Annotated in this window: 24 protein-coding genes; 8 read left to right on the top strand and 16 right to left on the bottom strand. The window is 59.6% G+C overall.

Annotated features, from left to right (window positions below; translation table 11 throughout):
* Positions 1-13 precede the first annotated feature (13 nt).
* A complete protein-coding gene (locus tag ACQ4MY_RS19905) occupies positions 14-442 on the bottom strand; it encodes a nuclear transport factor 2 family protein (RefSeq protein WP_158834446.1) in 429 nt (142 codons plus the stop codon).
* A gap of 523 nt (positions 443-965) precedes the next feature.
* On the opposite strand from ACQ4MY_RS19905, the gene ACQ4MY_RS19900 reads away from it, so the two are divergent.
* Positions 966-1,412, top strand: a complete 447-nt coding sequence (locus ACQ4MY_RS19900) for an NUDIX hydrolase (RefSeq protein ID WP_008086879.1) — start codon at positions 966-968, stop codon at positions 1,410-1,412.
* A gap of 54 nt (positions 1,413-1,466) precedes the next feature.
* On the opposite strand, the gene ACQ4MY_RS19895 is transcribed toward ACQ4MY_RS19900, so the two are convergent.
* From ACQ4MY_RS19895 to ACQ4MY_RS19885, 3 genes are all read right to left on the bottom strand, one after another.
* Positions 1,467-2,231: a PoNe immunity protein domain-containing protein gene (locus ACQ4MY_RS19895; protein WP_440096222.1), complete on the bottom strand. Its 765-nt coding sequence runs from the start codon at positions 2,229-2,231 to the stop codon at positions 1,467-1,469.
* 143 nt (positions 2,232-2,374) lie between these two features.
* The gene (locus ACQ4MY_RS19890; protein ID WP_440096221.1) at positions 2,375-3,241 is read right to left on the bottom strand and encodes a CAP domain-containing protein; all 867 of its coding nucleotides are present in this window, start codon (positions 3,239-3,241) and stop codon (positions 2,375-2,377) included.
* 297 nt (positions 3,242-3,538) lie between these two features.
* Positions 3,539-4,309 carry an alpha/beta hydrolase gene (locus tag ACQ4MY_RS19885; RefSeq protein ID WP_440096220.1) on the bottom strand — a complete coding sequence of 257 codons (771 nt, stop codon included), beginning with the start codon at positions 4,307-4,309 and terminating at the stop codon, positions 3,539-3,541.
* Between the two features lie 112 nt (positions 4,310-4,421).
* Between ACQ4MY_RS19885 and ACQ4MY_RS19880 the strand changes: the two genes are divergently transcribed.
* Positions 4,422-5,366 (top strand): aldo/keto reductase, encoded by a 945-nt coding sequence (locus ACQ4MY_RS19880; RefSeq protein WP_440096219.1) that lies wholly within the window; start codon positions 4,422-4,424, stop codon positions 5,364-5,366.
* 170 nt (positions 5,367-5,536) lie between these two features.
* Here ACQ4MY_RS19880 and ACQ4MY_RS19875 read toward each other — a convergent pair whose 3' ends face one another.
* Positions 5,537-6,430 (bottom strand): LysR family transcriptional regulator, encoded by an 894-nt coding sequence (locus ACQ4MY_RS19875; protein WP_008086885.1) that lies wholly within the window; start codon positions 6,428-6,430, stop codon positions 5,537-5,539.
* Positions 6,431-6,528: 98 nt separating this feature from the next.
* On the opposite strand from ACQ4MY_RS19875, the gene ACQ4MY_RS19870 reads away from it, so the two are divergent.
* A complete protein-coding gene (locus ACQ4MY_RS19870) occupies positions 6,529-7,005 on the top strand; it encodes a (R)-mandelonitrile lyase (protein ID WP_440096218.1) in 477 nt (158 codons plus the stop codon).
* Positions 7,006-7,102: 97 nt separating this feature from the next.
* Here the strand turns inward: ACQ4MY_RS19870 and paoC are convergent, their stop codons facing one another.
* The 4 genes from paoC to ACQ4MY_RS19850 form a co-directional block, all read right to left on the bottom strand.
* Positions 7,103-9,301 carry an aldehyde oxidoreductase molybdenum-binding subunit PaoC gene (gene paoC, locus ACQ4MY_RS19865; RefSeq protein ID WP_440096217.1) on the bottom strand — a complete coding sequence of 733 codons (2,199 nt, stop codon included), beginning with the start codon at positions 9,299-9,301 and terminating at the stop codon, positions 7,103-7,105.
* Positions 9,298-10,251, bottom strand: a complete 954-nt coding sequence (locus ACQ4MY_RS19860) for an FAD binding domain-containing protein (RefSeq protein WP_440096216.1) — start codon at positions 10,249-10,251, stop codon at positions 9,298-9,300. Before ACQ4MY_RS19860 ends, paoC begins: the two co-directional genes overlap by 4 nt.
* Positions 10,248-10,871, bottom strand: coding sequence for an aldehyde dehydrogenase iron-sulfur subunit PaoA (paoA, locus tag ACQ4MY_RS19855; protein WP_440096215.1), 624 nt, complete (start codon positions 10,869-10,871; stop codon positions 10,248-10,250). The genes ACQ4MY_RS19860 and paoA overlap by 4 nt, the downstream gene beginning before the upstream one ends.
* Before the next feature lie 357 nt (positions 10,872-11,228).
* On the bottom strand, positions 11,229-12,983 hold the full coding sequence (locus tag ACQ4MY_RS19850) for an L-lactate permease (RefSeq protein WP_440096214.1): 1,755 nt from the start codon (positions 12,981-12,983) through the stop codon (positions 11,229-11,231).
* Between the two features lie 243 nt (positions 12,984-13,226).
* Here ACQ4MY_RS19850 and ACQ4MY_RS19845 point away from each other — a divergent pair, with 243 nt between their 5' ends.
* On the top strand, positions 13,227-13,430 hold the full coding sequence (locus ACQ4MY_RS19845) for a hypothetical protein (protein WP_007918829.1): 204 nt from the start codon (positions 13,227-13,229) through the stop codon (positions 13,428-13,430).
* 42 nt (positions 13,431-13,472) lie between these two features.
* Here ACQ4MY_RS19845 and ACQ4MY_RS19840 read toward each other — a convergent pair whose 3' ends face one another.
* The gene (locus tag ACQ4MY_RS19840) at positions 13,473-13,748 is read right to left on the bottom strand and encodes a hypothetical protein (RefSeq protein ID WP_008086894.1); all 276 of its coding nucleotides are present in this window, start codon (positions 13,746-13,748) and stop codon (positions 13,473-13,475) included.
* A gap of 307 nt (positions 13,749-14,055) precedes the next feature.
* On the opposite strand from ACQ4MY_RS19840, the gene ACQ4MY_RS19835 reads away from it, so the two are divergent.
* Both ACQ4MY_RS19835 and ACQ4MY_RS19830 read left to right on the top strand, forming a co-directional pair.
* The gene (locus ACQ4MY_RS19835; RefSeq protein WP_440096213.1) at positions 14,056-15,138 is read left to right on the top strand and encodes a hypothetical protein; all 1,083 of its coding nucleotides are present in this window, start codon (positions 14,056-14,058) and stop codon (positions 15,136-15,138) included.
* A 2-nt stretch (positions 15,139-15,140) separates the two neighbouring features.
* On the top strand, positions 15,141-15,494 hold the full coding sequence (locus tag ACQ4MY_RS19830) for a DUF1428 domain-containing protein (protein WP_158834466.1): 354 nt from the start codon (positions 15,141-15,143) through the stop codon (positions 15,492-15,494).
* A 109-nt stretch (positions 15,495-15,603) separates the two neighbouring features.
* Here ACQ4MY_RS19830 and ACQ4MY_RS19825 read toward each other — a convergent pair whose 3' ends face one another.
* A complete protein-coding gene (locus ACQ4MY_RS19825; protein ID WP_158834803.1) occupies positions 15,604-15,798 on the bottom strand; it encodes a hypothetical protein in 195 nt (64 codons plus the stop codon).
* 106 nt (positions 15,799-15,904) lie between these two features.
* Between ACQ4MY_RS19825 and thpR the strand changes: the two genes are divergently transcribed.
* Complete coding sequence (thpR, locus tag ACQ4MY_RS19820; RefSeq protein WP_440096212.1) at positions 15,905-16,426, top strand: RNA 2',3'-cyclic phosphodiesterase; 522 nt, start codon at positions 15,905-15,907, stop codon at positions 16,424-16,426.
* Positions 16,427-16,726: 300 nt separating this feature from the next.
* Here the strand turns inward: thpR and ACQ4MY_RS19815 are convergent, their stop codons facing one another.
* The 5 genes from ACQ4MY_RS19815 to ACQ4MY_RS19795 form a co-directional block, all read right to left on the bottom strand.
* Positions 16,727-17,824 (bottom strand): polyamine ABC transporter substrate-binding protein, encoded by a 1,098-nt coding sequence (locus tag ACQ4MY_RS19815; RefSeq protein ID WP_008086899.1) that lies wholly within the window; start codon positions 17,822-17,824, stop codon positions 16,727-16,729.
* 208 nt (positions 17,825-18,032) lie between these two features.
* Complete coding sequence (locus ACQ4MY_RS19810) at positions 18,033-18,905, bottom strand: ABC transporter permease subunit (protein ID WP_008086901.1); 873 nt, start codon at positions 18,903-18,905, stop codon at positions 18,033-18,035.
* Positions 18,902-19,783 carry an ABC transporter permease subunit gene (locus ACQ4MY_RS19805; protein WP_371042493.1) on the bottom strand — a complete coding sequence of 294 codons (882 nt, stop codon included), beginning with the start codon at positions 19,781-19,783 and terminating at the stop codon, positions 18,902-18,904. Before ACQ4MY_RS19805 ends, ACQ4MY_RS19810 begins: the two co-directional genes overlap by 4 nt.
* 29 nt (positions 19,784-19,812) lie before the next feature.
* Positions 19,813-20,955: an ABC transporter ATP-binding protein gene (locus ACQ4MY_RS19800; protein ID WP_008086902.1), complete on the bottom strand. Its 1,143-nt coding sequence runs from the start codon at positions 20,953-20,955 to the stop codon at positions 19,813-19,815.
* A gap of 346 nt (positions 20,956-21,301) precedes the next feature.
* Positions 21,302-22,063: a gamma-glutamyl-gamma-aminobutyrate hydrolase family protein gene (locus ACQ4MY_RS19795; RefSeq protein ID WP_440096211.1), complete on the bottom strand. Its 762-nt coding sequence runs from the start codon at positions 22,061-22,063 to the stop codon at positions 21,302-21,304.
* A 282-nt stretch (positions 22,064-22,345) separates the two neighbouring features.
* On the opposite strand from ACQ4MY_RS19795, the gene ACQ4MY_RS19790 reads away from it, so the two are divergent.
* Positions 22,346-23,722: a glutamine synthetase family protein gene (locus ACQ4MY_RS19790; protein WP_064120847.1), complete on the top strand. Its 1,377-nt coding sequence runs from the start codon at positions 22,346-22,348 to the stop codon at positions 23,720-23,722.
* The last annotated feature ends 135 nt before the right edge of the window (positions 23,723-23,857 follow it).

Raw genomic sequence — 23,857 nt, 5'->3', positions numbered from 1 at the left:
CCTACAGGTCCATTCAGGGTTTGGCGGAGGCGAGGTACGCGCCGAGTCGACGGCCCATCTCTTCACCCAGCGCCTGCAATCCGCTCAGCGGCCGCACCATCACTTCAAACTCGACAATCTTGCCGTGCTCATCAAAACGAATCATGTCGATGCCTTTGAGCTCCTTCGCTCCCACCTTGGCGCTGAATTCCAGAACCACGTTCAAACCATCCGCTGTCGCCAGTTCACGGTGGTAGTGGAAGTCCTCAAACACCTCGAACACCGTATTGAGGATCATCGACACCACCGGTGCGCCGGGATAGGGCGTGTGTGCCATTGGCGAGCGAAACACGGCTTGCGCATCGAGCAGCTCGGGCAGGGCGCTCAAGTTGCCGGTGCGGATCATCTCGTGCCAGCGGTTCAGGGATTCTGCAACGTTGGCTTGCAGCTTCAGCTCAGTCATGTGCACTCCGGTTATTTTTGTTGTTGTTCAGACGATGGCGATGACTCTAGATCAACACGCCAACAAGGCAACCTTGTTGCTATCCCCTGAATATCCCCCCATGCACACCTGTAGGAGCTGCCGCAGGCTGCGATCTTTTGACTTTCAATCTGGAAAGAAAAGATCAAAAAATCCCAGCCTCGGCAGGATCAGATGTCATCTGATACGCTTTTTTCGCTTCAATCTGCCTCTGTAACCGGTTCAGTCACAGGCTCAGAATAGCTGCGCAGTCCGGTCACTCGCGACAGTTCTTCATCCCGAAGCGTCCGGTGCACCGCAAGCTCAGCAATGGAGAGAGCAACATGAACAAGATGGCTTTTTTTCTCGGTGGATTTCTGACATTGACCATTCTGATCGGCATGCTGGCAACCATTTCTCCGGTCTGACCTCACAACGACGTCTGAGCGTGTGAAGTTCACGGATTGGGGCGCATTAATCATGTTTTAATGCCGCGCCCAAAAAACTGCAAATGGACTTCACACTCATGGCCGAACAACGTATTCGCGCGCTCGCACTCTGCGTCTTTCATGACAAAGGCCGGATCCTCGTCAATCAGTTTCACGACCCCGTCACACAGCAGACGATCTACCGGCCTGTCGGCGGTGGCATCGAATTCGGCGAAACCAGCGCCCAGGCAATTGCCCGAGAAGTCGAGGAGGAGTTGGGCTTTGCGATGACCGCGCTTCAACTGCTCGGGACGCTCGAAAGTCTGTTCGTCTACAACGGCACGCCCGGCCACGAGATCGTCCAGGTCTATGACGCTCACTTCGCCGATTCCAGCCTCTATGAGCGATCCCACCTTGAGGGGCATGAAAGTGACGGCGCTGCCTTCACCGTGCGCTGGCATGACAGCGCCAGCTTCAGCGAACAGACGCCGTTGGTGCCGGTGGGGCTGGAGGCGCTGCTGAAGAACGCCGGGTTGCTTGATTGAGTTCAGCGCAAGGTCGTGATGTGCGCCTTGCGCCTGATTGCAACGTGCATCGCCTCAATGATTGCGTGCGTACTCGATCAGGTCTTTCGGGTAGAACATGTGATCGATTTTGCTGTCATCGATGTTGTACAAAAAGGCAATGGCTGCCGCTTCGATCGCCCAGTAACCGACGAAGTTGCCGCACTCGCCCTGCAAGTGAGTGTCATGCCAGGGAGCGTGTTCGAAGGACGCGTACCAGCCCTGGCAAAACTCATCCAGGCGCGCCGAAGCCGCCTCAGCCGTCTCCACGTAAATCGCCTGAACAAGCGGCGTATAGGCGTCGTGATACCACTGATCGATGTCATGCCGCCCCGGCAGCACTTTTGTCAGCAGATCCTCATACAGCGTGTCATCGCCGGCATAACCAGCTTGGTCCAGCAGTTTGACGAAGCGTGCCAGCAAGTCGTGGCGGTGCAACAAAATGCACAGCCCCATGACTTGAACCGCTTCTTGATACTGGTCTGGCCAGTCATCGATCGCCAGCGGGGAAATATGTTCAAGTTCGTTATAAATCTCTAGCGCACGCTGGACCACTTCATACTTTTCAATCACATCCTCAAGCAATGGCACCAGTAACTCGATGGCTTCTCCGGCCGTGTAAGTCGCCAGTAGCTTATCCAGGGCGAGGCCCTGCATGTGTCTCGCACGCAGGGAGGCTTCTTCTTCGTCGGAGTCGGACTGGAATCGGTTGGTCTTGCAAAACTCGATCACCTCATCGTGTTCTTTGAAGAAGTTTTCGTAGTGGCGCGCACTGAAATACGGCTGACGCTCGATTGGCATACAGGGATCCATCCATTGGAAAAAAACGCGCAAAGGGTGCGGCATTCGGGTAGGCCGATCAAGCGCACGAACGTATTCTTTTGATCTTGAAAAACAACATCAAAAGATCGCAGCCTGCGGCAGCTCCTACATTGGAAGGGAAATCAGGGGGCGCCGAACAGCATTGTCCAGTAAACCCCTTCATCGCTGCGCGCCTCACTGGCAAAACCGGCGCCGACCTGTGTGAACATCGGGTTCATGAGGTTGGCGCAATGCCCGGGACTGGCCAGCCATCCGGCCATCGCCTTGCCCGGTGAACTCTGCCCGGCGGCAATATTTTCGCCGACCTGTCGACCCCTATAACCCGCCGCTTTGGCACGATCCGCCGGCAGATCACCATCAGGATCGCGGTGGGCGAAATAGTTGCCGTACGCCATGGCTTTGCTGTGGCCCTGAGCCGCTGCGCCCAACGCCGCATTCCAGCTCAATGGTCGCGCCGCCGCGAAACGCTGGCGGCCGCACATTCTTGGGCGGGCGCGGGCGGCGTTGACCTCGGCGAGCAACGCTGTGCCGACACTGCGATTGTCACCGACACGGCTGTCGAGCACCGGGCGGGCCAGCACCACTTGCCATTCGCTGCGAGTACGACGGATGCCGATGTCGGCGTAGGTTGCATCCAGCAATGCACCGCAATAGTCGCTTTGCAGTCGGTCGAAGGCTTCTTCGGCATCCTGCGCACCGACGATGCGGATACTGCGCACGGCCACCGCCGAATACCCCGCTGACTTCAGCGCCTCGCGCATGCCGCCGCTGTAGCGATAACCGTTGGGTAGCACCAGATTGGATTTCAGTGCCAGCGGTGCCAGCCGTTGGGCGGGGCGCCGATCACAGCGCTGTGGGTGAGCGCGGTAATCATTGATGGCAGCCACCAGTTGCCGTTCTGCACCGGCGTGGGCGATGGTGGTGAAGAGGGGGGAAAGGATCAGCAGGCACAGCGAAACAAGGCGAGACGAGCGAACGGCGTGGCGCATGGGGTGGATGGCTCAGAAGGAAGACAGCGCTCAAATGGGTTGCGCCGCAGAAAGCGGCGCGAATAGGACTGGGGTTTCTGGACTTGGTTCACAGACGGATAAAGGCTTTGCATGGCGCCGACATGTTGCGTGTTTCAGGGGCGTTGATGGCTATCTAGCTGGCCTCATCGCTGGCAAGCCAGCTCCCACAGAGATTTGAGTCGTACACGTCATTTCTATTCATCACAAAAATTGTGGGAGCTGGCTTGCCAGCGATGGGGCCATTCCAGGCACTAGAGGGACATCAGGGGAAAAACATCACCGATTCAACACATCCCCCATCCACCGCCAATACTCCCGACGCTCGGAAATCGAGTTATGCCCCGATTCCGGCACGATTTTCAGCGTCGCCACGCCGTTGGGGAAATTCTCCAGCAAGCGCTGCGTACTGTCCCGCGCTATCACCTCGTCATCACTCGCCGCCAGCAGCAACGTCGGCACGCGTAAATGCGCGGCGTACTTGCCCGACTCGTAGCGATCCTTGAGCAACCATTTCACCGGCACCCACGGATACTGTTTCACGGCGACTTCTTCGAGGCTGTTGTACGGCGTCACCAGAATCAGATTCTGCACCGGCCGCTGACTGGCCAGACGCACGGCCACCCCCGAGCCCAGGCTGCGCCCGACCACGGCGATTTGCGGATGGCTGGCATACACCTGATCAAACAGCGCCAGGGCATCCTCGGCAATCGCCTCTTCGGACGGCGAACCGCCGCTGCCACCGAAGCCACGGTAGTGCAGGAAATACAACGCGTAATCGGGAAATGCTGCGGCGAACTCCGGCACGTTGCGCGAGACGTCTTCGGCATTGCCGCCAAAATAGATCAGTGCCCGCGCGCCGACGCGCTCGTGCGTGCTCACCCAAACGTCCGCATCGGGCATTGCCAGTTTCAGGCGCGAATCTGCCGAATTCACCGCACTGGGCTGCGGAAAATAGATCAACGAGCGCTGAAAAAAGAACAGCGCCGCACACAGCGCCAGGTACACGGCGACGATCAATACGACGAGTGACATCAGGGTTCGGGACATTCGGCTACTTTTAACGGGACAAGAAGGTTTGCTGTCGCAGTGTAGTTCAGGGGTTTCACCGGGCAGCCTGCGCACACAACATGCAACAGATCCACGCAGCAGGGGAACCAGCATGAGCCACACTGAGGGTTACTCCCGTCGCCGATTGCTCACGCTGGCTGCCGGGGTTTCGGCGGTCTTCTCTTTTGATCGGGCGTTGGCCGCTGCCACGCCTTCCGTGACTATCCGAGGCCAAGCCATGCAGACCCGCGCCATCCCCTCCAGCTCAGAGTCATTGCCCCTGGTCGGTCTGGGCACGTATCGCGGTTTCGATGTGGCGCCGGGCGACCCGGTTTATCGGCAACTGCCCGCGGTACTCGATGAGCTGTTCACCAAGGGCGGCACGGTGATCGACAGCTCGCCGATGTATGGCCGCGCCGAGCAGACCACCGGTGAACTGCTGTCGATCCATGAACCGCGTTCGCCGGCGTTTCTGGCGACCAAGGTGTGGACACGCGGGCGCAAGGAGGGCATCGCACAAATGGAGCAGTCGTTCAGCCTGTTGCGCACCGAACGCATTGACCTGATGCAGATCCACAACCTGCTCGACTGGCAAACGCACCTGCCGACCCTGCGCGAATGGAAAGCGCAGGGGCGCATCCGCTACATCGGCATCACTCATTACACGCCGTCGGCCTACGATGAAGTCGAAGCGGTGCTGAAGGCCGAACAGCTGGATTTTCTGCAAATCAACTACGCCCTTGATGACCGGGGCGTCGAGAAGCGGATTCTGCCGCTGTGCCGCGAGCGAGGGGTCGCGGTGATCTGCAATCGGCCGTTCGGCGGCGGTGGTTTGCTGGGCCGGCTCAAGGGTAAACCGCTGCCAGCGTGGGTGTCGGACGTCCAGGTCAACAGCTGGCCGCAACTGGCACTGAAGTTTCTGCTGGCGCATCCGGCGGTGACCTGTGTGATTCCGGGGACGAGCAATCCGCGTTATATGGCCGACAACGTCAGGGCCGGATTCGGGCCGATGCTCACGGATGCGCAGCGGCATCAGTTGATTGCTTTACTGGGCTAGTCTGCGGGGATATCCAGCTTGTGCCATGCGCGCGGGCCAACTCTTGCAACAAATTCTGCAGGAGCCGAGCTTGCTCGCGAAAGCGCTGTATCAGTCAGCGAAAATATCGACTGATATGGCCTCTTCGCGAGCAAGCTCGGCTCCTACAGAAAGCAGGTTGGCGGTTGGGGTCAGGGACGATAGCGCAACGCTTCCAGCAACAACGCAAATGCCGGTGCTGCCTGGCGCCGGCTCGGGTAATACAGGTGGTAACCGGCGAAGGTCGGGCACCAATCCTCCAGCACTTGCACCAGGCGCCCGTCGGCCAGATACGGTGCAACGATGTTTTCCGGAATGTAGCTCAGACCGAAGCCATCCAGCGCCGCATCAAGCAACGGGTAGACGCCGTTCAAGGTGATCTGCCCGGACACCCGCACTTTCAGGCTTTCGCCATCCTTCTCGAACTCCCAGCTGTAGAGCCCGCCATTGGTGGGCAGGCGCAGATTGTTGCAGGCGTGGTCGGTCAGGTCGCGTGGGGTTTGTGGGGCGTTGCGTTTGGCGAAGTAGGCGGGCGAACCGACCACCGCCATGCGCATGTCCGGGCCGATGCGCGTGGCGATCATGCCTTGCGCCACGTCTTCGCCCAAGCGCACGCCGGCGTCGAAACCCTGCCCGGCGATGTCGACGAAACCGTAATCGCAGCTGACTTCGACGGCGATGTCGGGGTATCGGGGCAGGAATTCCTTGAGCACCGGGCGCAGCAGCCAGTCCAGCGAATGGTCTGTGGCGTTGATGCGGATCTTGCCCGCCGGGGTTTCGCGCAGGTTGCTCAGGGCGGCCAGTTCCACTTCGATCTCTTCGAAACGCGGGCCGATGGTTTGCAGCAGGTGTTCGCCGGCTTCGGTGGGAGAAACGCTGCGCGTGGTGCGCGTCAACAGGCGCAGGCCGAGGCGTGCTTCGAGCGCCCGAATGGTGTGGCTCAGCGCCGATTGCGAGACGCCGAGCTTGGCGGCAGCTTTGGTGAAGCTGCGTTCGCGGGCCACGGCGAGGAAGGCGAGCAGGTCGGTGGCGTTTTCTCGGAGCATTGATGAGTGTCCTGCATAAGTTTTTTCGAATTCTAGTCGATTATCAAAAGAGTGCGGGTCGGTAAAGTGATTGCATTGATTCTGAGGAGGACATTGCCATGAACCCGATTGCTGCTTCTGCGTTGACCCTGTCCCTGCTGGCGGGTGAGGTACAGGCCAATGAAAATCCCCGCGTGAGCGTTACGCCCAATGGCTCGCAACCTTCGGCCCGTGGCCCGGCGGATTGGTTCACCGGCACTGTGCGCGTCGATGCGCCGTTCAAGGGCTCTGATGAAGCGCGGGTCAGTGGCGCGACGGTGACCTTTGAGCCGGGTGCGCGCACCGCTTGGCACACGCATCCGCTGGGACAGACATTGATCGTCACCGCCGGGGCGGGGTATGTGCAGGAATGGGGGCAGCCGGTGCGCGAGATTCGTCCAGGCGATACGGTGTGGATTGCGCCGGGCGCCAAGCATTGGCACGGGGCGGCAGCGACCACGGCCATGACCCACATCGCCATTGCTGAAGTGCTCGATGGCAAAGTGGTGGAATGGATGGAGCAGGTGAGTGCCGAGCAATACCCACAGATCGACTAATGGTCCATGTAGGAGCTGCCGCAGGCTGCGATCTTTTGACTTTTGATTTTTTAAAAGCAAGATCAAAAGATCGCAGCCTGCGGCAGCTCCTACAGAGTTAGATCATTTCGGGGAGTGAAGAGAGGATTTTATCGAGGGTGATCGGGTAATCCCGTACCCGCGCTCCAGTGGCGTTGTAGATGGCATTCGCCACCGCCGCGCTGACGCCGCAGATGCCCAGCTCACCGACCCCTTTGGCCTTCATCGGCGACGAGATCGGATCGGTCTCATCAAGGAAAATCACCTCCTGATGGGGAATGTCGGCATGCACCGGCACCTCGTATCCGGCCAGGTCATGGTTGACGAAAAAGCCGAGCTTTTTGTCCACCGACAACTCCTCCATCAACGCCGCACCGACGCCCATGGTCATTGCCCCGATCACCTGACTGCGCGCCGCTTTCGGGTTGAGAATTCGCCCAGCCGCGCACACCGCCAACATCCGCCGCACGCGCACCTCGCCGGTTGCTGCGTCCACCGCGACTTCGACGAAATGCGCGCCAAAAGTCGATTGCTGATACTGCTCGGCAAGGTCGGCGAACTCGATACCGTCCTCGGCGGTTATTGCGCCGTTTTGCGCCGCATTGCGCAGCGGCACATGCTTGTCGCCTACTCGTACCTGACCGTCGACAAACTCCGCTTGATCTGCTGCCAAACCCAACTTGCCGGCTACTGCCTCGCGCAGTTTCATGCACGCGGCGTAGACGCCGGCGGTCGAGCAGTTGGCGCCGAATTGCCCACCGGAGCCGGACGAAACGGGGAAGCTCGAATCACCCAGATGCACGGTCACATCCTTCAACTCAACGCCCATCATTTCCGCTGCTGTCTGCGCGATGATCGTATAGCTGCCGGTGCCGATGTCGGTCATGTCGGTTTCCACCGTGACCCTGCCGTCGCGCTCCAGCCGTACCCGCGCGCCGGACTTGACCAACAGGTTGTTGCGAATCGCCGCTGCCACGCCCATGCCGATCAACCAGCGACCTTCGCGCCGTGTCCCGGGTTGTGCTTTGCGTTGGTTCCAGCCGAACTTTTCAGCGCCGACTTGCAGGCATTCGATCAACTGTCGCTGAGAAAATGGCCGGTCGGTTTTGACCGGGTCGACTTGAGTGTCGTTGAGGATGCGGAACTGAATCGGGTCGAGTTTGAGCTGCTCGGCCATTTCATCCATGGCAATTTCCAGCACCATCAACCCCGGGGTTTCGCCCGGCGCGCGCATGGAGTTGCCTTCTGGCAGATCCAGCGGTGAGAGACGCATGCTGACCAGACGATTTTCAGCGGCGTAGAGCAATTGGCTAGGCTGCGCCGCAACTTCGACCTTGCCTTCTGCGAGGTTGCCCGACCAGCCTTCGTGGGCGATCGCGGTGAGTTTGCCGTCCGCCGTCGCGCCCATGCGAATGTGCTGAATGGTGGCGGGGCGGTGGGTGGTGTTGTTGGCCATCTGCGGGCGGGCGAGGGCGACCTTCACCGGTCTGCCAGCCATGCGCGCACCGAGGGCCGCAAGGATGGAGTCGGCGCGGATGAACAGTTTGCCGCCGAATCCGCCGCCGATGTAGGGCGAAATCAAGCGGACTTTTTCCTTGGGTAAACCGAGGGTGGCAGCGATGTCGGCAACGCTCCAGGCGATCATCTGATTCGACGTCCACAGAGTCAGTTGATCGCCTTTCCACGCGGCCAATGTTGCGTGCGGCTCCATCATCGCGTGGGACTGATCCGGCGTGGTATAGGTCTGGTCGAACTGCACCGGTGCGGCAGCAAAAGCCTTGGCGAAATCGCCGTGTTTGACATCAGGCAACTCGTCTTTCGGCTCGACGCCTTGGTCGCGCACGCTGGCCAGGTCGAACTTGCCTTCGGCGGTAACGTAATCGACCTTGACCATTTGCGCAGCGGCGCGGGCCTGTTCGAAGGTCTCTGCGACCACCAGCGCTACGGCCTGGTGATAGTGCTGAATCTCGGGCCCGGCCAGCAATGGCGCGGCGTTGTATTTACCCTTGCCGAGTTTGCCGGCGTTGGCGGCGGTGACAATGGCCAGGACGCCGGGCGCGGCTTTGGCGTCCTCCAGATCGATGTTGTTGATTCGCCCCTTGGCGATGGCCGAGCCGACCATGAAGCCGTAAGCCTGATTGGCCACGGCCTCATGTTGCTCATAAGCGTACGGTGCCTGACCACAGGTTTTCAACGGACCTTCGATGCGGTCGGTGGCTTTGCCGACGACCTTCAACTGGTCGATCGGGTTGGTGGTGGCGGGCGTGTCGAATTTCATGCTTCGTCCCTCGCTTGGGCCAACACTGAGCCGAGCGTGCGCTCCACCAAGGTCAGTTTGAATTGGTTGTCATGGGTTGGCGTCGCACCGTCGAGGAGACGTTGGCTGACGGCTTTTGCGCCTTTGGGCAACAGCGCTTCAGCGGCTTCCACGCGCCACGGTTTCGGCGCAATGCCGCCGACCGCAATCCGCCCGCTGCCGTCCTTTTGCAGGATCAGGCCGACCGAAACCAAGGCGAACGCGTATGACGAGCGATCGCGTACCTTGTGGTAAATGTGTGTGCCGCCGACGGGCGCCGGCAGTGTCACGGCGGTGATCAATTCGCCGGGCGTGAGGCTGGTTTCGATGTTCGGCGTGGTACCTGGCAACTGATGAAAATCGGCCATGGCGATGCTGCGTGTGCTGCCGTCGGGTTTGATCGTTTCAATCTGCGCATCGAGGGCACGCATGGCGATGGCCATGTCGCTGGGATGCGTGGCGATACAGGCGTCGCTGACACCGATGATCCCCAGTTGCCGACTGACTCCGCCAATCGCCGCGCAACCGCTACCGGGTTGGCGCTTGTTGCAGGCCTGATTGGTGTCGTAGAAGTAAGGGCAGCGCGTGCGTTGCAGCAGGTTGCCGGCAGTGGTCGCCATGTTGCGCAGCTGTCCGGAAGCACCGGCAAGTAATGCACGGGAAAGCAAACCGTAATCCTTGCGCACGCGTTGGTCGGCGGCCAGATCGGTGTTGCGCACCAGCGCGCCGATGCGCAATCCACCTTCGAGCGTGGCTTCGATCTGATCCAGCCCCAAGTGGTTGACGTCGATCAGGTGCAGCGGGGTTTCGATGTCGAGTTTCATCAAGTCGAGCAGATTGGTGCCGCCGGCAATGAAACGCGCGCCTTCGACTTGCGCGGCTTGCGCAGCGGCGGCGGGGGAATCGGCGCGGCTGTAGCTGAACGGTCTCATGCTGGCACCTCCGCGACTTCAGTGATGGCTTCGATGATGTTCGAGTAGGCGCCGCAACGGCAGATGTTGCCGCTCATGCGCTCTTGAAATTCCCGGGCGATCAACTGCGGCGCTTCGGTGAGGCTGTCACTGACGTGGCTTGGAATGCCGTCACGAATTTCCTTGATGACAGCCACTGCCGAGCAGATTTGCCCGGGCGTGCAATATCCGCATTGATAGCCGTCGTGCTTGATGAACGCGGCTTGCATCGGATGCAAATTGTCGGGCATGCCGAGGCCTTCGATGGTGGTGACTTCGCTGCCGTCGTGCATCACTGCAAGGGTCAAGCACGAATTGATCCGCCGGCCATCGGCAATCACCGTGCAGGCGCCGCATTGGCCGTGGTCGCAGCCTTTTTTGGTGCCGGTCAGTTGCAGGTGTTCGCGCAGGGCATCGAGCAGGGTGGTGCGGGTGTCGACATCAAGCGCGCGCGGCTTGCCGTTGACGTTGATCGTCACTTTGCTCATGGCCGGTTGCTCCAGGTTGGCCGCGTAGGCCTTGAGGCTGATAAATGGCGGCATCGCGAATGCCGTGGCGGTCACGGCGCCGAGGATCAGAAATCCGCGTCGGGAAATCGTCATGGTTCGATTCCTTTTCTCTCTCAATCAGGGCAGCAGGGTCGTCGATGGCCCAAGCGGGCAGCCAGCGTGATCGCCGGTCTCGTTAAGGAGTGACTGCTGGAGAGAGGAAAAGGTTTTTGCGGATTTTCGCTATAGAGTTATGCGCAGGGCTCATCAATCGCGGGTGCGACACGCATTACATGTAGGAGTGAGCCTGCTCGCGATAGCGCCCTGTCAGCCAACCTAAGTGTTGAATGACATGGCCCCATCGCTGGCAAGCCAGCTCCCACAGGGTTGCATGTTGTGAGTGAGATTGTGTTTACAGCACAAATCTCTGTGGGAGCTGGCTTGCCAGCGATGGGGCCAGATCACCCAACCTTAATGCCCGCCAACCACCATGGAGGTGAACGGCGCCACGTAGGCCTGCAATGTCACCAATCCACCGACCAGTATTGCCAGCACGATCGAGTGGAAGAACACGTAGCGCAGAATCTCACCCTCATGCCCATACCAACGGGTTGCGGTGGAAGCGACCACGATCGACTGCGCATCGACCATTTTGCCCATCACGCCACCCGAACTGTTTGCCGCCGCCATCAGCACCGGACTGATGCCGAGTTGCTCTGCCGTCACTCGCTGTAAACCGCCAAACAGCACGTTCGAGGCCGTATCGGAGCCGGTGAGCGCCACCCCGAGCCAACCGAGCAACGTGCCAAACATCGGGTAGAAAATCCCCGTCGCCGCAAACGCCAGCCCCATGGTTGCGTCAAGCCCCGAGTAGCGCGTAAGAAACCCCAGCGCCAGCATCGCCGCAATGGTGATCAGCGAAAAACGCACCACCCACAGCGTGCGCAGGTACTGCTTGATCAGTTGCGGAATCGAGTAGCCCATCAGCAACCCGCCGACGATTGCTGCCAGCAATATCCCGCTGCCAGTCGCCGTGAACCAGGTGAATTTGTACACGGCTTCTTCAGCCTTCGGCGCGGCCACCACCGGCGGGACTTTTTCGATCTGCAGGTGCAAAGAAGTGAAGATCACAGCCGGGGCGAAAAACGGGTTGGCCTCATTGACTGGTTTACCTTGCGGATCGAGCTTGGCCGAATGGGTGACTGGATCCATCGCCGGACGCACGTCGAAGATGTTTTTGAAACCCTGCGTGCCCCAGGCAAATACGAACACGGTGAGGATGATCCACGGCATCCACGCACGCATGATGGCCGGGCGCGCCTGATCGCTGAATGCGGCGCTGGCGTTGACTTTCTCTTCATCGACTTTCGAGTTGTCGACCCGCCCGGAAAGCGCCGCCGAGGTGTGGATGGTCGCCGGTTTCCATACCTTCAAAAACAGCGTCAGGCAGGCCATGGAAATCAGTGCGGCGATCACGTCCACCAGCATCGGCCCGTGGTAATTCGACACGAGAAACTGCGGCACGGCGAAACTGACGCCGGCCACCAGAATCGCCGGCCAGATTTCCAGCATTTTGCGCCAACCGGCAAAGGCCCAGATCAGCCAGAACGGCACCAGCACCGAGAAGAACGGCAACTGCCGACCGACCATCATCGACAACTCCATTTCATCCAGCCCGGTGACTTTTGCCAGGGTAATAATCGGCGTGCCAAGTGCGCCAAACGCGACCGGAGCGGTGTTGGCGATCAGCGCCAGGCCAGAGGCTGCCAATGGCGAAAAGCCGAGCCCGATCAGAATCGCCCCGGTGACCGCCACTGGAGTGCCGAATCCTGCCGCGCCTTCAAAAAACGCGCCGAAGCAGAAGGCGATCAGCAGCAACTGCAAACGACGGTCATCGGTGATTCGGGCGAGGGAATCCTGTAGCACTTTGAACGAGCCGTTCTCGGTGGTCAGGCGATGCAGAAAGATGATGTTGAGGACGATCCAGCCAATCGGCAACAAGCCATTTGCCGCGCCGAACAACGCCGCCGAGCCGGCCATGCTCGCCGGCATGCCGAAGGCGAAGATTGAAATCAACAGCGCCGATGCCAACGCCAGCAGCGCTGCGAGGTGAGCCTTGACGTGGAAGAACGCCAGCGCCGCGAGCATCACCACCACCGGCACGGCGGCCATCAGTGTGGAGATCAACGGATTGCCGAACGGGTCGTAGATTTGCTGCCAGACCATGGTCCACCTCTGCTTGTTGTTATTGAGGGCGCAGATCCATTGCGTGGGGCTAGGTAGCAAGGAGTATAGGTGGCATTTCGCCGCCGTCCGCACAGGGCCGGCGGGGCGACAAACGGTCGCTAGTGGCCAGTGAATCAACCTCGATTTGCCCGGTCGTATCTGCGGCTGCGCGCACCGCGTCCTGAAGGCGTGGGCAGCGTGGCCGATTCCGTCGTCAAGACCTTGGTTTTAGGGAAGTGTTGAATGAAGCGCGCTACAACGATGCTGCTGACCGTGACCGCCGCCGTTTTGCTCGGTGGCTGTGTGGCGGATTTTGATGATGACCACCGCCATGGCCGGCATTACGACCGCGACCATGGCCGTAATTACGACCATGACCGCCGTTGGGATGACCGTGACGATCGCCGCGATGGGCGTCGCTACTACCGTGATCGGGATGATGATTGATTGAACAGAAAAGGGCGTCCCGCAATGGGACGCCCTTTGTTGTTAAAAATGAGCGCTCGCCTGGACGCTGGATCGCGCAGGCACAGAGGCCTCGATGTCCAGCAAATGGGTGGCGAGAATGTCGCTCAGAAAGCGGAACTGATCGTTGATGCCCACCACTTCATTGCTGAAATGATTGGTGGCGGCGGGCATCAGCAAATCTTCGAAATCTTCGTTGAACAGCAGCGCCTGCGCTTTGTGCGACACCGCGTGCTGGTCGTAGTAGTTGCTGCCGAACACCGGGAAACTCACGGAGAGGGTGACGTGGGTATGAATCATGCTGTGTGCTCCTCGTTGTGTCTCGGATGGGGTAATCGTGCCTATCGTTGGCGGCGGGCGGAAGGCAATCGTGGCGATGGTGAATATCGACGGCAGTGATGGTTCGGGTTTTTGTGTGAATTTGCGGGCCCCATCGCTGGCAAGCCAGCTCCCACAGGGAGCCATGTTGTGGCTAAGGTTATGTTTCCAACATAAGTCTTTGTGGGAGCTGGCTTGCCAGCGATGAGGCCGGTACATCCACCATCAGGCCCGGCTGATCCACCTATAATCAAAACTGCCTCTTCCTCATTCAAAGGACGCCCTCACCGTGAACCTGCGTGCGCTAGTCGTCGCCGCACTGTTCCTCCTGGCCGGCTGCGCCACGTCGGCGCGGGCCCCGGTGTCAGCGCCGCAGGCCGTGGTGGTTTCGCCTGCGACCTGGCAGCAGATCGACCGCGAAATCGTCAGCGCTTCGCAACAGGCCACCGAGCAGGTCAAGCTGTTCGCCCGTGGCTCGATGGAACATTGGCGTACTCGCGTCTATGAGCAAACTGAAGAAAATTTCATCCCGTGGTTCAGCAGCTACTGGACGCAGGAATGGCTGTCGATGAAGGTCAGTTGGTACACGATCAGCGCTGGCGGAGAGCAGGATGCTTCGGCCAAGCGTCTGGCGACGTATCTGCTTGAGCAATATCAGGAAAAAGTGCTGGCGCCGGTGGCGGTGGAGATTGATCCGGATGCGATTCTGGGTCAGGCCACGGCGTTCTATGCGCAGTTGATGGCGCAGCAAATGCCGCTCATCGCCCAACGCCATGGCGTGCCGGTTGCGCAGCTCAATGGCCGTCTGCAAAAGATTCCGGCGATTGCGCTCGGCCCGCCCCCGGCGCGCGATGCTTCGCTGTTTCAGGTCATCAGCACCGAACCGCTGAACACCTTGCCGGCCTATGCCGCGCTGATTGACAAGATCCACACCGATGGCGGCGCCAAGGGCATTGCCTCGACCGACGCCGGCATGGCGCCGGTGGCCAAGCGGGCCAGCCAGCGCATTGAAGCGGAAATGGCGCCTCGCGGTGCGGCGAGTGCCGTCGCCGCTGCCGCGGGCAAGCTCGCCGGGGCAATGATCTCGGTGGGCGTGGTGGGCATCCGCGCGATCATTCAGGCCAACGATCGCCCTGACAGCGAAGCACTGATCCGTAGCAGCCTGGGCAACACCTTCGACAAGGCCTGGTTGAAACTGGTGCAGAACCCGACCACCGGCGTCATGGCGGGTACGCTGCACATGGCCGGGCAGATCGAGCGCAATCTCGGGGCGAGTGACGCGCCGTCGGTCGGGTTGGGTGCCAATCGTGTCGAATGGCAGCCACCGCAATCGACCAATCAGCAGATCGAACCCAACGTGCAAGGAGAATGATCATGGCTTACATCGATATTTTTGTAGCACCCGTGCCGACCGCCAATCGTGAGCAGTACAAGCAGCACTGCATCATTGCCGCCAAGCTGTTCAAGGAATACGGCGCCCTGAGCGTGGTCGAGTGTTGGGGAGATGACGTGCCGGACGGCAAGCTCACCTCGTTCCCGATGGCAGTGAAGCTCAAGGACGGCGAGACCGTAGCGTCCGGCTGGCTGATCTGGCCCGACAAAGCCACCCGCGATGCCGGCATGGCAAAAATGATGGAAGACCCGCGCATGCAACCGGACGTCAACCCGATGCCCTTCGACGGCCAGCGGATGATCTACGGCGGCTTCCAGGACCTCCTCGAACCCTGAACCACACCCACACCCCTGTAGGAGCTGCGGCACGCTGCGATCTTTTGATCTTTTTTTACAATCAACATCAAAAGATCGCAGCGTGCCGCAGCTCCTACAGGGAGTGTTGTCACTCGGAGGAGGGGGTGATTCGGCAGCTTTTGCGCTCGCGAATCTGTTCGTCCGTGGGGCGTTCGCGGACGAATTCGAAGCGCGGTTCACCCTCGCTGTAATGCACCAGCCAGCCCCATTCCAATTCCTGTTCGTCCTGCCCGGGCTGCGGCGGGCGGGCCCACCATGGCTCTTTGCTGAGGATCTCGCGCATGGCGGCCTCCGTTGATGGCAATCCTTGAACTATAGCTTCCCGTGACGAGTCGTCAGTTCAGGCTGTGTAGAATCCGGCGGATCAGGATAAACAGGGGAGCAGGGCCATGACCGATGAAGCGAAGCGACTTTTTTTCGCCCTCGATTGCCCGCCGGTGCAGCGCAAGGCGATTGCTCAGTGGCGCGGGGAGTTGGGTTTGCGCACCGGTAAGCCGGTGCTGGCGGATAACTTTCATCTGACATTGCTGTTCCTCGGTGCTGTGCCGCTGGCGCAGATCAACGAGGTTTGCGAGGCGGCTGGCAACGTGCGAAAACCGGGTGAGCCGTTGCGGATTGCGCTGGATCGTTTGCAGGTCTGGCATCGCGCCGGCGTTTTGTCGCTGGCGCCGGAGCAGGCGCCACAAGCGTTGCTGCGGCTGGTCTACGCGCTGGAGCAGGCGATGCTGCCGTTCGGCCTTGAAGAGACTGCCCGCGAGTTTCGTCCGCACCTGACCTTGGCCCGCGACTACCGCGCACCGGAGCCGGAATCCGCCACGCCCCCGGAGTTTTTCCTGCGCGCTGAACGTTTTGCCTTGTTTGAATCGCACAAGGGCCGCTATCGGATTGTGCAGGAGTGGTCGCTGATTTGAAGGCACAAAAAAAGGCGCCCGAGGGCGCCTGAATTCACCTGAGCCGAGGGAGCCAGGTGAGGCCGTTCATAGCAGGGTGCAGCGGTGGTAAGGCGCTGCGCGAACGGGAAATAATTAATTCTTTAAGTACGTAAAATCGGCATTGGGTACTGTATTCAATGTGATCAAAAATCCTGTGGGAGCTGGCTTGCCAGCGATGGGGGCGGCACGTCCAGCATCATCGTTACCTGACCCACCGCTATCGCTGGCAAGCCAGCTCCCACATGTTCATCAGTGTTGTTGGAATCCCAACTCCGTAAGTTACTTACCGAGTTTCACCCGGGTCCAGCCGCGCGTCATGATGCGCTGGGTGGCAATCGGCTGATCCGGCACGGCGTACAGCGTCGCCATCACCGCTTGCGACGGGTACGAGCCCGGGTCGTTGCGGATCGCTTCATCCACCAATGGCGTGGCCGCCGCGTTGGCGTTGCTGTAGCCGTTGCTGTTGGTGATCTCGGCGATGATGTCCGGGCGCATCAGGAAGTCCATGAACAGGTAGGCGTTGTCGACGTTGGCGGCATCGCGCGGGATCGCGACCATGTCGTAGAAGCTGCCGGCGCCTTCCTTGGGAATGCTGTAGTCGATCACCACGTTGTTGCCCGACTCCACCGCGCGAGCCTTGGCCTGCAGCACGTCACCGGAGTAACCGACCGCCACGCAGATGTTGCCGTTGGCCAGATCGGAGATGTATTTCGAGGAATGGAAGTACGCCACGTTCGGGCGAATCTTCATGAACAGCGCCTCGGCTTCCTTGATGTGCGCGGTGTCCTTGTCGTTCACCGGGTAGCCCAGATAGTGCAGGGCGGCCGGGATCATCTCGGTCGGCGAGTCGAGGAAACTGATGCCACAGGCTTTGAGTTTTTCAGCGTTTTCCGGCTTGAACAGCAAGTCCCAGGAATTGGTCGGGGCATTGGCGCCGAGCACTTCCTTGACCTTGGCCGGGTTGAAACCGATGCCGATCGAGCCCCACATGTACGGGAACGCGTGGGCGTTGTCCGGATCACTGGCGGCGGCGTTTTTCAGCAGCACCGGGTTGAGATTCTTCCAGTTCGGCAGCTTCGATTTGTCCAGCGTCTGATACACGCCGGCCTTGATCTGCTTGGCCAGGAAACTGTTCGACGGCACGACCAGGTCGTAACCGGATTTGCCCGCCAGCAAACGCGCCTCAAGGGTCTCGTTGCTGTCGAAGACGTCGTAGGTCACGCGGATGCCGGTCTCGTCTTCGAACTTCTTGACGGTGTCCGGTGCAATGTAATCGGACCAGTTGTAAACACGCAGCACCTTGTCGTTGGCCTGGGCGCCCATGACCATCGCGCCCATTAAGGACAGTGTCAGCAGAGTCCTGCCAAACATATTCATCGGTACAACTCCATTCTTCTTATTCAAAAACTTTAATCAAAAGCACAAATCAGCTGTACACATAACCTTGTGGCGAGGGGATTTATCCCCGTTGGGCTGCGAAGCAGCCCCTTGCAGTTCAACCTGAAAACTGTGTATTCAGGTTTTACGACTGCTGCGCAGCCGAACGGGGATAAATCCCCTCGCCACAGTTGTTCATCGGTGTTGCTTAGGCGGTCGCCGTTGCCGGTTGCTGCCACGACTCGTTTGCGGTCTGATCCATCGCTTCCTGAATCGCACGCTTGCGGTTGGCCTCTGCCTTGCGGCCGAAGTACCAGACGAGGAAGGTCACCAGCGATACCGCCAGCAGAATCAGGCTCGCCACCGCGTTGATCTCAGGCTTCACGCCCAGACGCACGGCCGAGAACACTTCCATCGGCAAGGTCGTCGAACCCGGCCCGGAGACGAAGCTGGCCAATACCAGGTCATCCAGCGACAAGGCGAACGACATCATCCCGCCCGCTGCCAGCGACGGCGCGATCATTGGAATGGTGATCAGGAAAAACACCTTGAACGGCTTCGCTCCGAGATCCATCGCCGCTTCTTCGATCGACAGGTCCAGTTCACGCAGGCGGGCGGAGACTACCACCGCCACATAGGCGGCACAAAAAGTGGTGTGGGCGATCCAGATCGTGACGATGCCACGCTCCTGGGGCCAGCCGATCAACTGCGCCATCGCCACAAACAGCAGCAACAGCGACAGACCGGTGATCACCTCCGGCATCACCAACGGCGCGGTCACCAGACCACCAAACAGCGTGCGACCCTTGAAGCGCGTGACGCGAGTCAGCACGAAGGCGGCGAGCGTGCCCAATGCAACAGCGGCAATCGCGGTGTAGCAGGCGATTTCCAGCGAGCGCACTACCGAGCCCATCAGTTGCGTGTTGTCGAGTAAACCGACGTACCACTTCACCGACCAGCCACCCCACACCGTCACCAGTTTGGATGCGTTGAACGAGTAGATCACCAGAATCAGCATCGGCAGATAAATGAACATCAGGCCGAAGATCAGCATGAACTTGGAAAAACCGAAGCGTTTCATCCCCGTGCCTCCATCTCTTTGGCCTGGCTGCGGTTGAACAGCAGAATCGGCACAATCAGGATCAACAGCATCACCACCGCCAGCGCAGACGCTACCGGCCAGTCGCGGTTATTGAAGAACTCTTGCCACAGCACGCGACCGATCATCAGCGTCTCCGGGCCACCCAACAGTTCAGGGATTACGAACTCACCGACCACCGGAATGAACACCAGCATGCAGCCGGCAATAATCCCGTTCTTGGCCAGCGGCACGGTGATTTTCCAGAAGTTGTTGAAGTTGCTCGAACCCAGATCCTGCGCGGCTTCCAGCAGGCTGCCGTCGTGCTTGACGAGGTTGGCGTACAGCGGCAACACCATGAACGGCAGGTAGGCGTAAACCACACCGATATAGACGGCGGTGTTGGTGTTGAGGATCTCGATCGGGTGATCGGTCAGCCCCGTCCACATCAGAAACGCGTTGAGCAGACCGTTGTTGCTGAGGATGCCCATCCACGCGTAAACGCGAATCAGGATCGCGGTCCAGGTCGGCATCATGATCAACAGCAGCAGGACGTTTTGCGTTTCCTTGCCGGTTTTGGTGATCGCATAGGCCATCGGGAAACCGATCAGCAGGCACATCATTGTGCTCAGCGCCGCGACTTTCAGCGAACCGAGGTAGGCCGACAGGTACAGCTCGTCTTCGCCGAGCATGGTGTAGTTGCCGATGTTCAGCAGCAGCTGGAATTTCTGTTCGGCGTAGGTGTAGATCTCCGAGTACGGCGGGATCGACAGCGCTGCTTCCGAGAAGCTGATCTTCATCACCAGGAAAAACGGCAGCATGAAGAACAGGAACAGCCAAATGAACGGAATACCGATCACCAGTTTTCGTCCGCTGGGCACCAGGCGCAGGAATTGCTGATTGAAGGTTCTCATGAGCGCAGTACCACGCCGCTGTCGTCTTCCCACCACACGTAGACTTTGTCGTCCCAGGTCGGACGCGCGCCACGGCGTTCGGCGTTGGCCATGAACGACTGGACGATTTTGCCGCCGGGCAATTCGACGTAGAACACCGAGTGACCGCCGAGGTAGGCGATGTCATGCACTTTGCCTTCGGACCAGTTGTAGCGGAACTCGGGTTGGGTGGTGCTGACGAGCATTTTTTCCGGACGGATCGCGTAGGTGATCGACTTGTCCTGCACCGAGGTGCTGACGCCGTGACCGACGTAGATCTTCTGCTGCAAGTCCGGGCTGTGGATGATTGCGTGACCTTCAAGGTCTTCCACCACGGTGCCGTCGAAGGCGTTCACGTTGCCGATGAATTCGCAGACCATGCGGCTGACCGGTGCTTCATAAATGTCGATCGGGCTGCCGATCTGGGCGATCCAGCCGAGGTGCATGATCGCGATGCGCTCGGCCATGGTCATGGCCTCTTCCTGGTCGTGGGTCACCATCACGCAGGTCACGCCAACACGTTCGATGATCTGCACCAGTTCCAGTTGCATCTGCGAACGCAGCTTTTTATCCAGCGCACCCATCGGTTCGTCGAGCAGCAACAGCTTCGGACGTTTGGCCAGCGAGCGGGCGAGGGCGACGCGTTGACGCTGACCCCCGGACAACTGATGCGGTTTGCGTTTGGCGTATTGGGTCATGTGCACCAGGCGCAGCATTTCATCGACGCGGGCATCGATTTCACTGGCTGGCAAACGGTCCTGCTTCAGGCCGAAGGCGATGTTCTGCGCCACGGTCATGTGTGGGAACAGCGCGTAAGACTGGAACATCATATTGATCGGCCGCTCGTACGGCGGCATGTCAGTGATGTCCACGCCGTCGAGCAGAATCCGCCCTTCAGTCGGCCGTTCGAAACCGGCGAGCATGCGCAGCAGGGTCGATTTGCCCGAACCGGAGCCGCCGAGCAGGGCGAAGATTTCGCCCTGATGGATCTCCAGGGACACATCGTCCACGGCGGTGGTTTCGTCGAACTTCTTGGTGACACGATCGACTTTCACCAGCACCTTTTTCGGTTGCTGATGACCTTCAAGTGCCTTCCTGTAAGTGCTGGAGGCGTTTGCCATGTGAAACTCCCAACAGGTTTCAGTCGCGCGGCCAATGTGGCCGGGCTTAAGTGGATTGCAAGCCAGGAACAACCATTCCCCTCACACATGGCCCTGTAGGAGCTGCCGAAGGCTGCGATCCTTTGATCTTGTTTTTTACAATCAACATCAAAAGATCGCAGCCTTCGGCAGCTCCTACAGGGGCCACGTTTTCAGCGGGTTGCCCTGGCTTGGTCGGCGCCGCCGTCCTGGCTGCCTGGGTCGTACTTGTTGTTATTACGGGTGTTGCTGTTCACGAATGACGGATGCGCGCAGGCACACCCGATATTCATGGGGGCAGTAAATCGTTACTAATTCCTGGGTTGGATCAGCGCTGGTTGCGCCGCGCCGCCCGTTGCCGGCAAGCCGCGCCGAATGCCTGGAAAATCTTCAGGTAGTTCGGGTTGTCGAGCACTTGCCATTCCGGGTGCCATTGCACGCCGAGGGCGAAGGTCGGGCTGTGCTCGACCGAGACCGCCTCGATCAAACCGTCCGGCGCCAGCGCTTCGGCACGCAGGCCGGGCGCGAGGCGATCGATGCCCTGGCTGTGAATCGAGTTGACCTGAAACTCGCCCGGCAGCTCCAGTGCTTCGAACACACCTCCACCAAGCACGGTCACCGCATGGGCCGGTGCGTATTGCACGGCCACGTCCGGGCTGTCGGCTTCGCGGTGATCGAGCATGCCCGGCAGCTCGTGCACCTTCTGATGCAGGCTGCCGCCGAACGCCACGTTCATTTCCTGGAAGCCACGGCAAATGCCGAGCACCGGAATGCCCGCCGCGATGGCTGCACGTAATAAAGGAAGGGTGGTGGCATCCCGCGCCGGATCGTGATCCGTGCCGGGGGCGCTGGCCGGGCCTTGATAGTGGAAGGGTTCCACGTTGGAGGGCGAGCCGGTCAGCAGCAGACCGTCGAGTTGACCGAGCAGGTCTTCGATTTCTGTCAGGTTGCCAAGGGAAGGAATGACCACTGGCAACCCTTCAGCGCCAACGCTGACAGCACGTAAGTACTTGTCGCCGCTGATGTGATAGGGGTGCAGGCCAATCTGTTTGACGCACGCAGTAACGCCGATCAATGGCTTGAATGCCATTTTTATTCACCTCGAAGTTTGACACTTGAACGAGCTTTTCCGGAGCTTAGCCTCGTTGATTTTAATTAACAACTGCCATGTAAAAAATTCTAAACGCCGTTCATCATATCTTCATGATTCTCGGGGCTCCGGCACCTGTATTGGCACTCAAGTGTTAAAAAAAGCCTGAAAAATAAACCCTGAGCGGTCATCTGTTCGCTATTGACTTCACTTTGCCGTTCGGGTTGACTGGCTCGGCGAAACAGCAGTGAACATAATAATTAACAGCTAAATAGGTGCATCATGTCGGTCCCTCTGCGTACCGTTCAACTCAACGAAGCAAACGCATTCCTTAAGAAATATCCTGAGGTTTTGTACGTCGACCTTCTGATTGCGGATATGAACGGTGTGGTGCGCGGCAAGCGCATCGAACGCACCAGTCTTCATAAGGTTTATGAGAAAGGCATCAACCTGCCGGCCTCGCTTTTCGCCCTCGACATCAACGGCTCCACGGTGGAAAGCACCGGCCTGGGTCTGGACATCGGCGACGCTGACCGCATCTGCTACCCGATCCCCGGCACCCTGAGCATCGAGCCGTGGCAGAAACGCCCAACCGCACAACTCTTGATGACCATGCACGAGATCGAAGGCCAGCCGTTCTTCGCTGACCCGCGTGAAGTGCTGGCCAACGTCGTGCGCAAATTCGATGACCTCGGTCTGACCATTTGCGCGGCATTCGAACTCGAGTTCTATCTGATCGATCAGGACAACGTGAACGGTCGTCCGCAATCGCCACGTTCGCCAGTGTCCGGCAAGCGTCCGGTGTCGACTCAGGTGTACCTGATCGACGATCTCGACGAATACGTCGATTGCCTGCAAGACATCCTCGAAGGCGCGAAAGAGCAGGGCATCCCGGCCGACGCGATCGTCAAGGAAAGCGCCCCGGCGCAATTCGAAGTCAACCTGCATCACGTCTCCGACCCGATCAAGGCGTGCGATTACGCCGTCCTGCTCAAGCGTCTGGTGAAAAACATCGCCTACGACCACGAGATGGACACCACCTTCATGGCCAAGCCGTATCCGGGCCAGGCGGGCAACGGTCTGCACGTGCACATTTCGATCCTGGACAAAGAAGGCAACAACATCTTCGCCAGCGAGGATCCCGAGCAGAACGCCGCACTGCGTCACGCGATCGGCGGTGTGCTGGAGACCCTGCCTGCGCAAATGGCGTTCCTCTGCCCGAACGTCAACTCGTACCGTCGTTTCGGCGCGCAGTTCTACGTACCGAACTCGCCAAGCTGGGGCATCGACAACCGCACCGTGGCCGTGCGGGTACCGACCGGTTCGCCGGACGCCGTGCGCATCGAACACCGTGTTGCCGGTGCCGACGCCAACCCGTATCTGTTGATGGCTTCGGTGCTGGCCGGTATTCACCACGGTCTGACTAACCAGATCGAGCCGGGCGCCCCGGTGGAAGGCAACAGCTACGAGCAGAACGAACAGAGCCTGCCGAACAACCTGCGCGACGCACTGCGCGAGCTGGACGACAGCGAAGTCATGGCCCGCTACATCGACCCGATGTACATCGACGTGTTTGTCGCGTGCAAGGAAAGCGAATTGGCCGAGTTCGAGAACTCGATCTCTGACCTTGAGTACAACTGGTATCTGCACACAGTCTGACGGTTGACCCACCGCCGTAACCCTGTAGGAGCTGCCGAAGGCTGCGATCTTTTGATCTTGCTTTTAAACAATCAAAGTCAAAAGATCGCAGCCTTCGGCAGCTCCTACAGGGGGGCGGGTTAGCAGATTTTGATC

The sequence above is a fragment of the Pseudomonas sp. SM4 genome (genome assembly GCF_051913165.1).
Classification (GTDB): Bacteria; Pseudomonadota; Gammaproteobacteria; order Pseudomonadales; family Pseudomonadaceae; genus Aquipseudomonas.
Note: the sequence above shows the minus strand (reverse complement) of the source record. Positions and strands in the feature narration are given on the sequence as shown.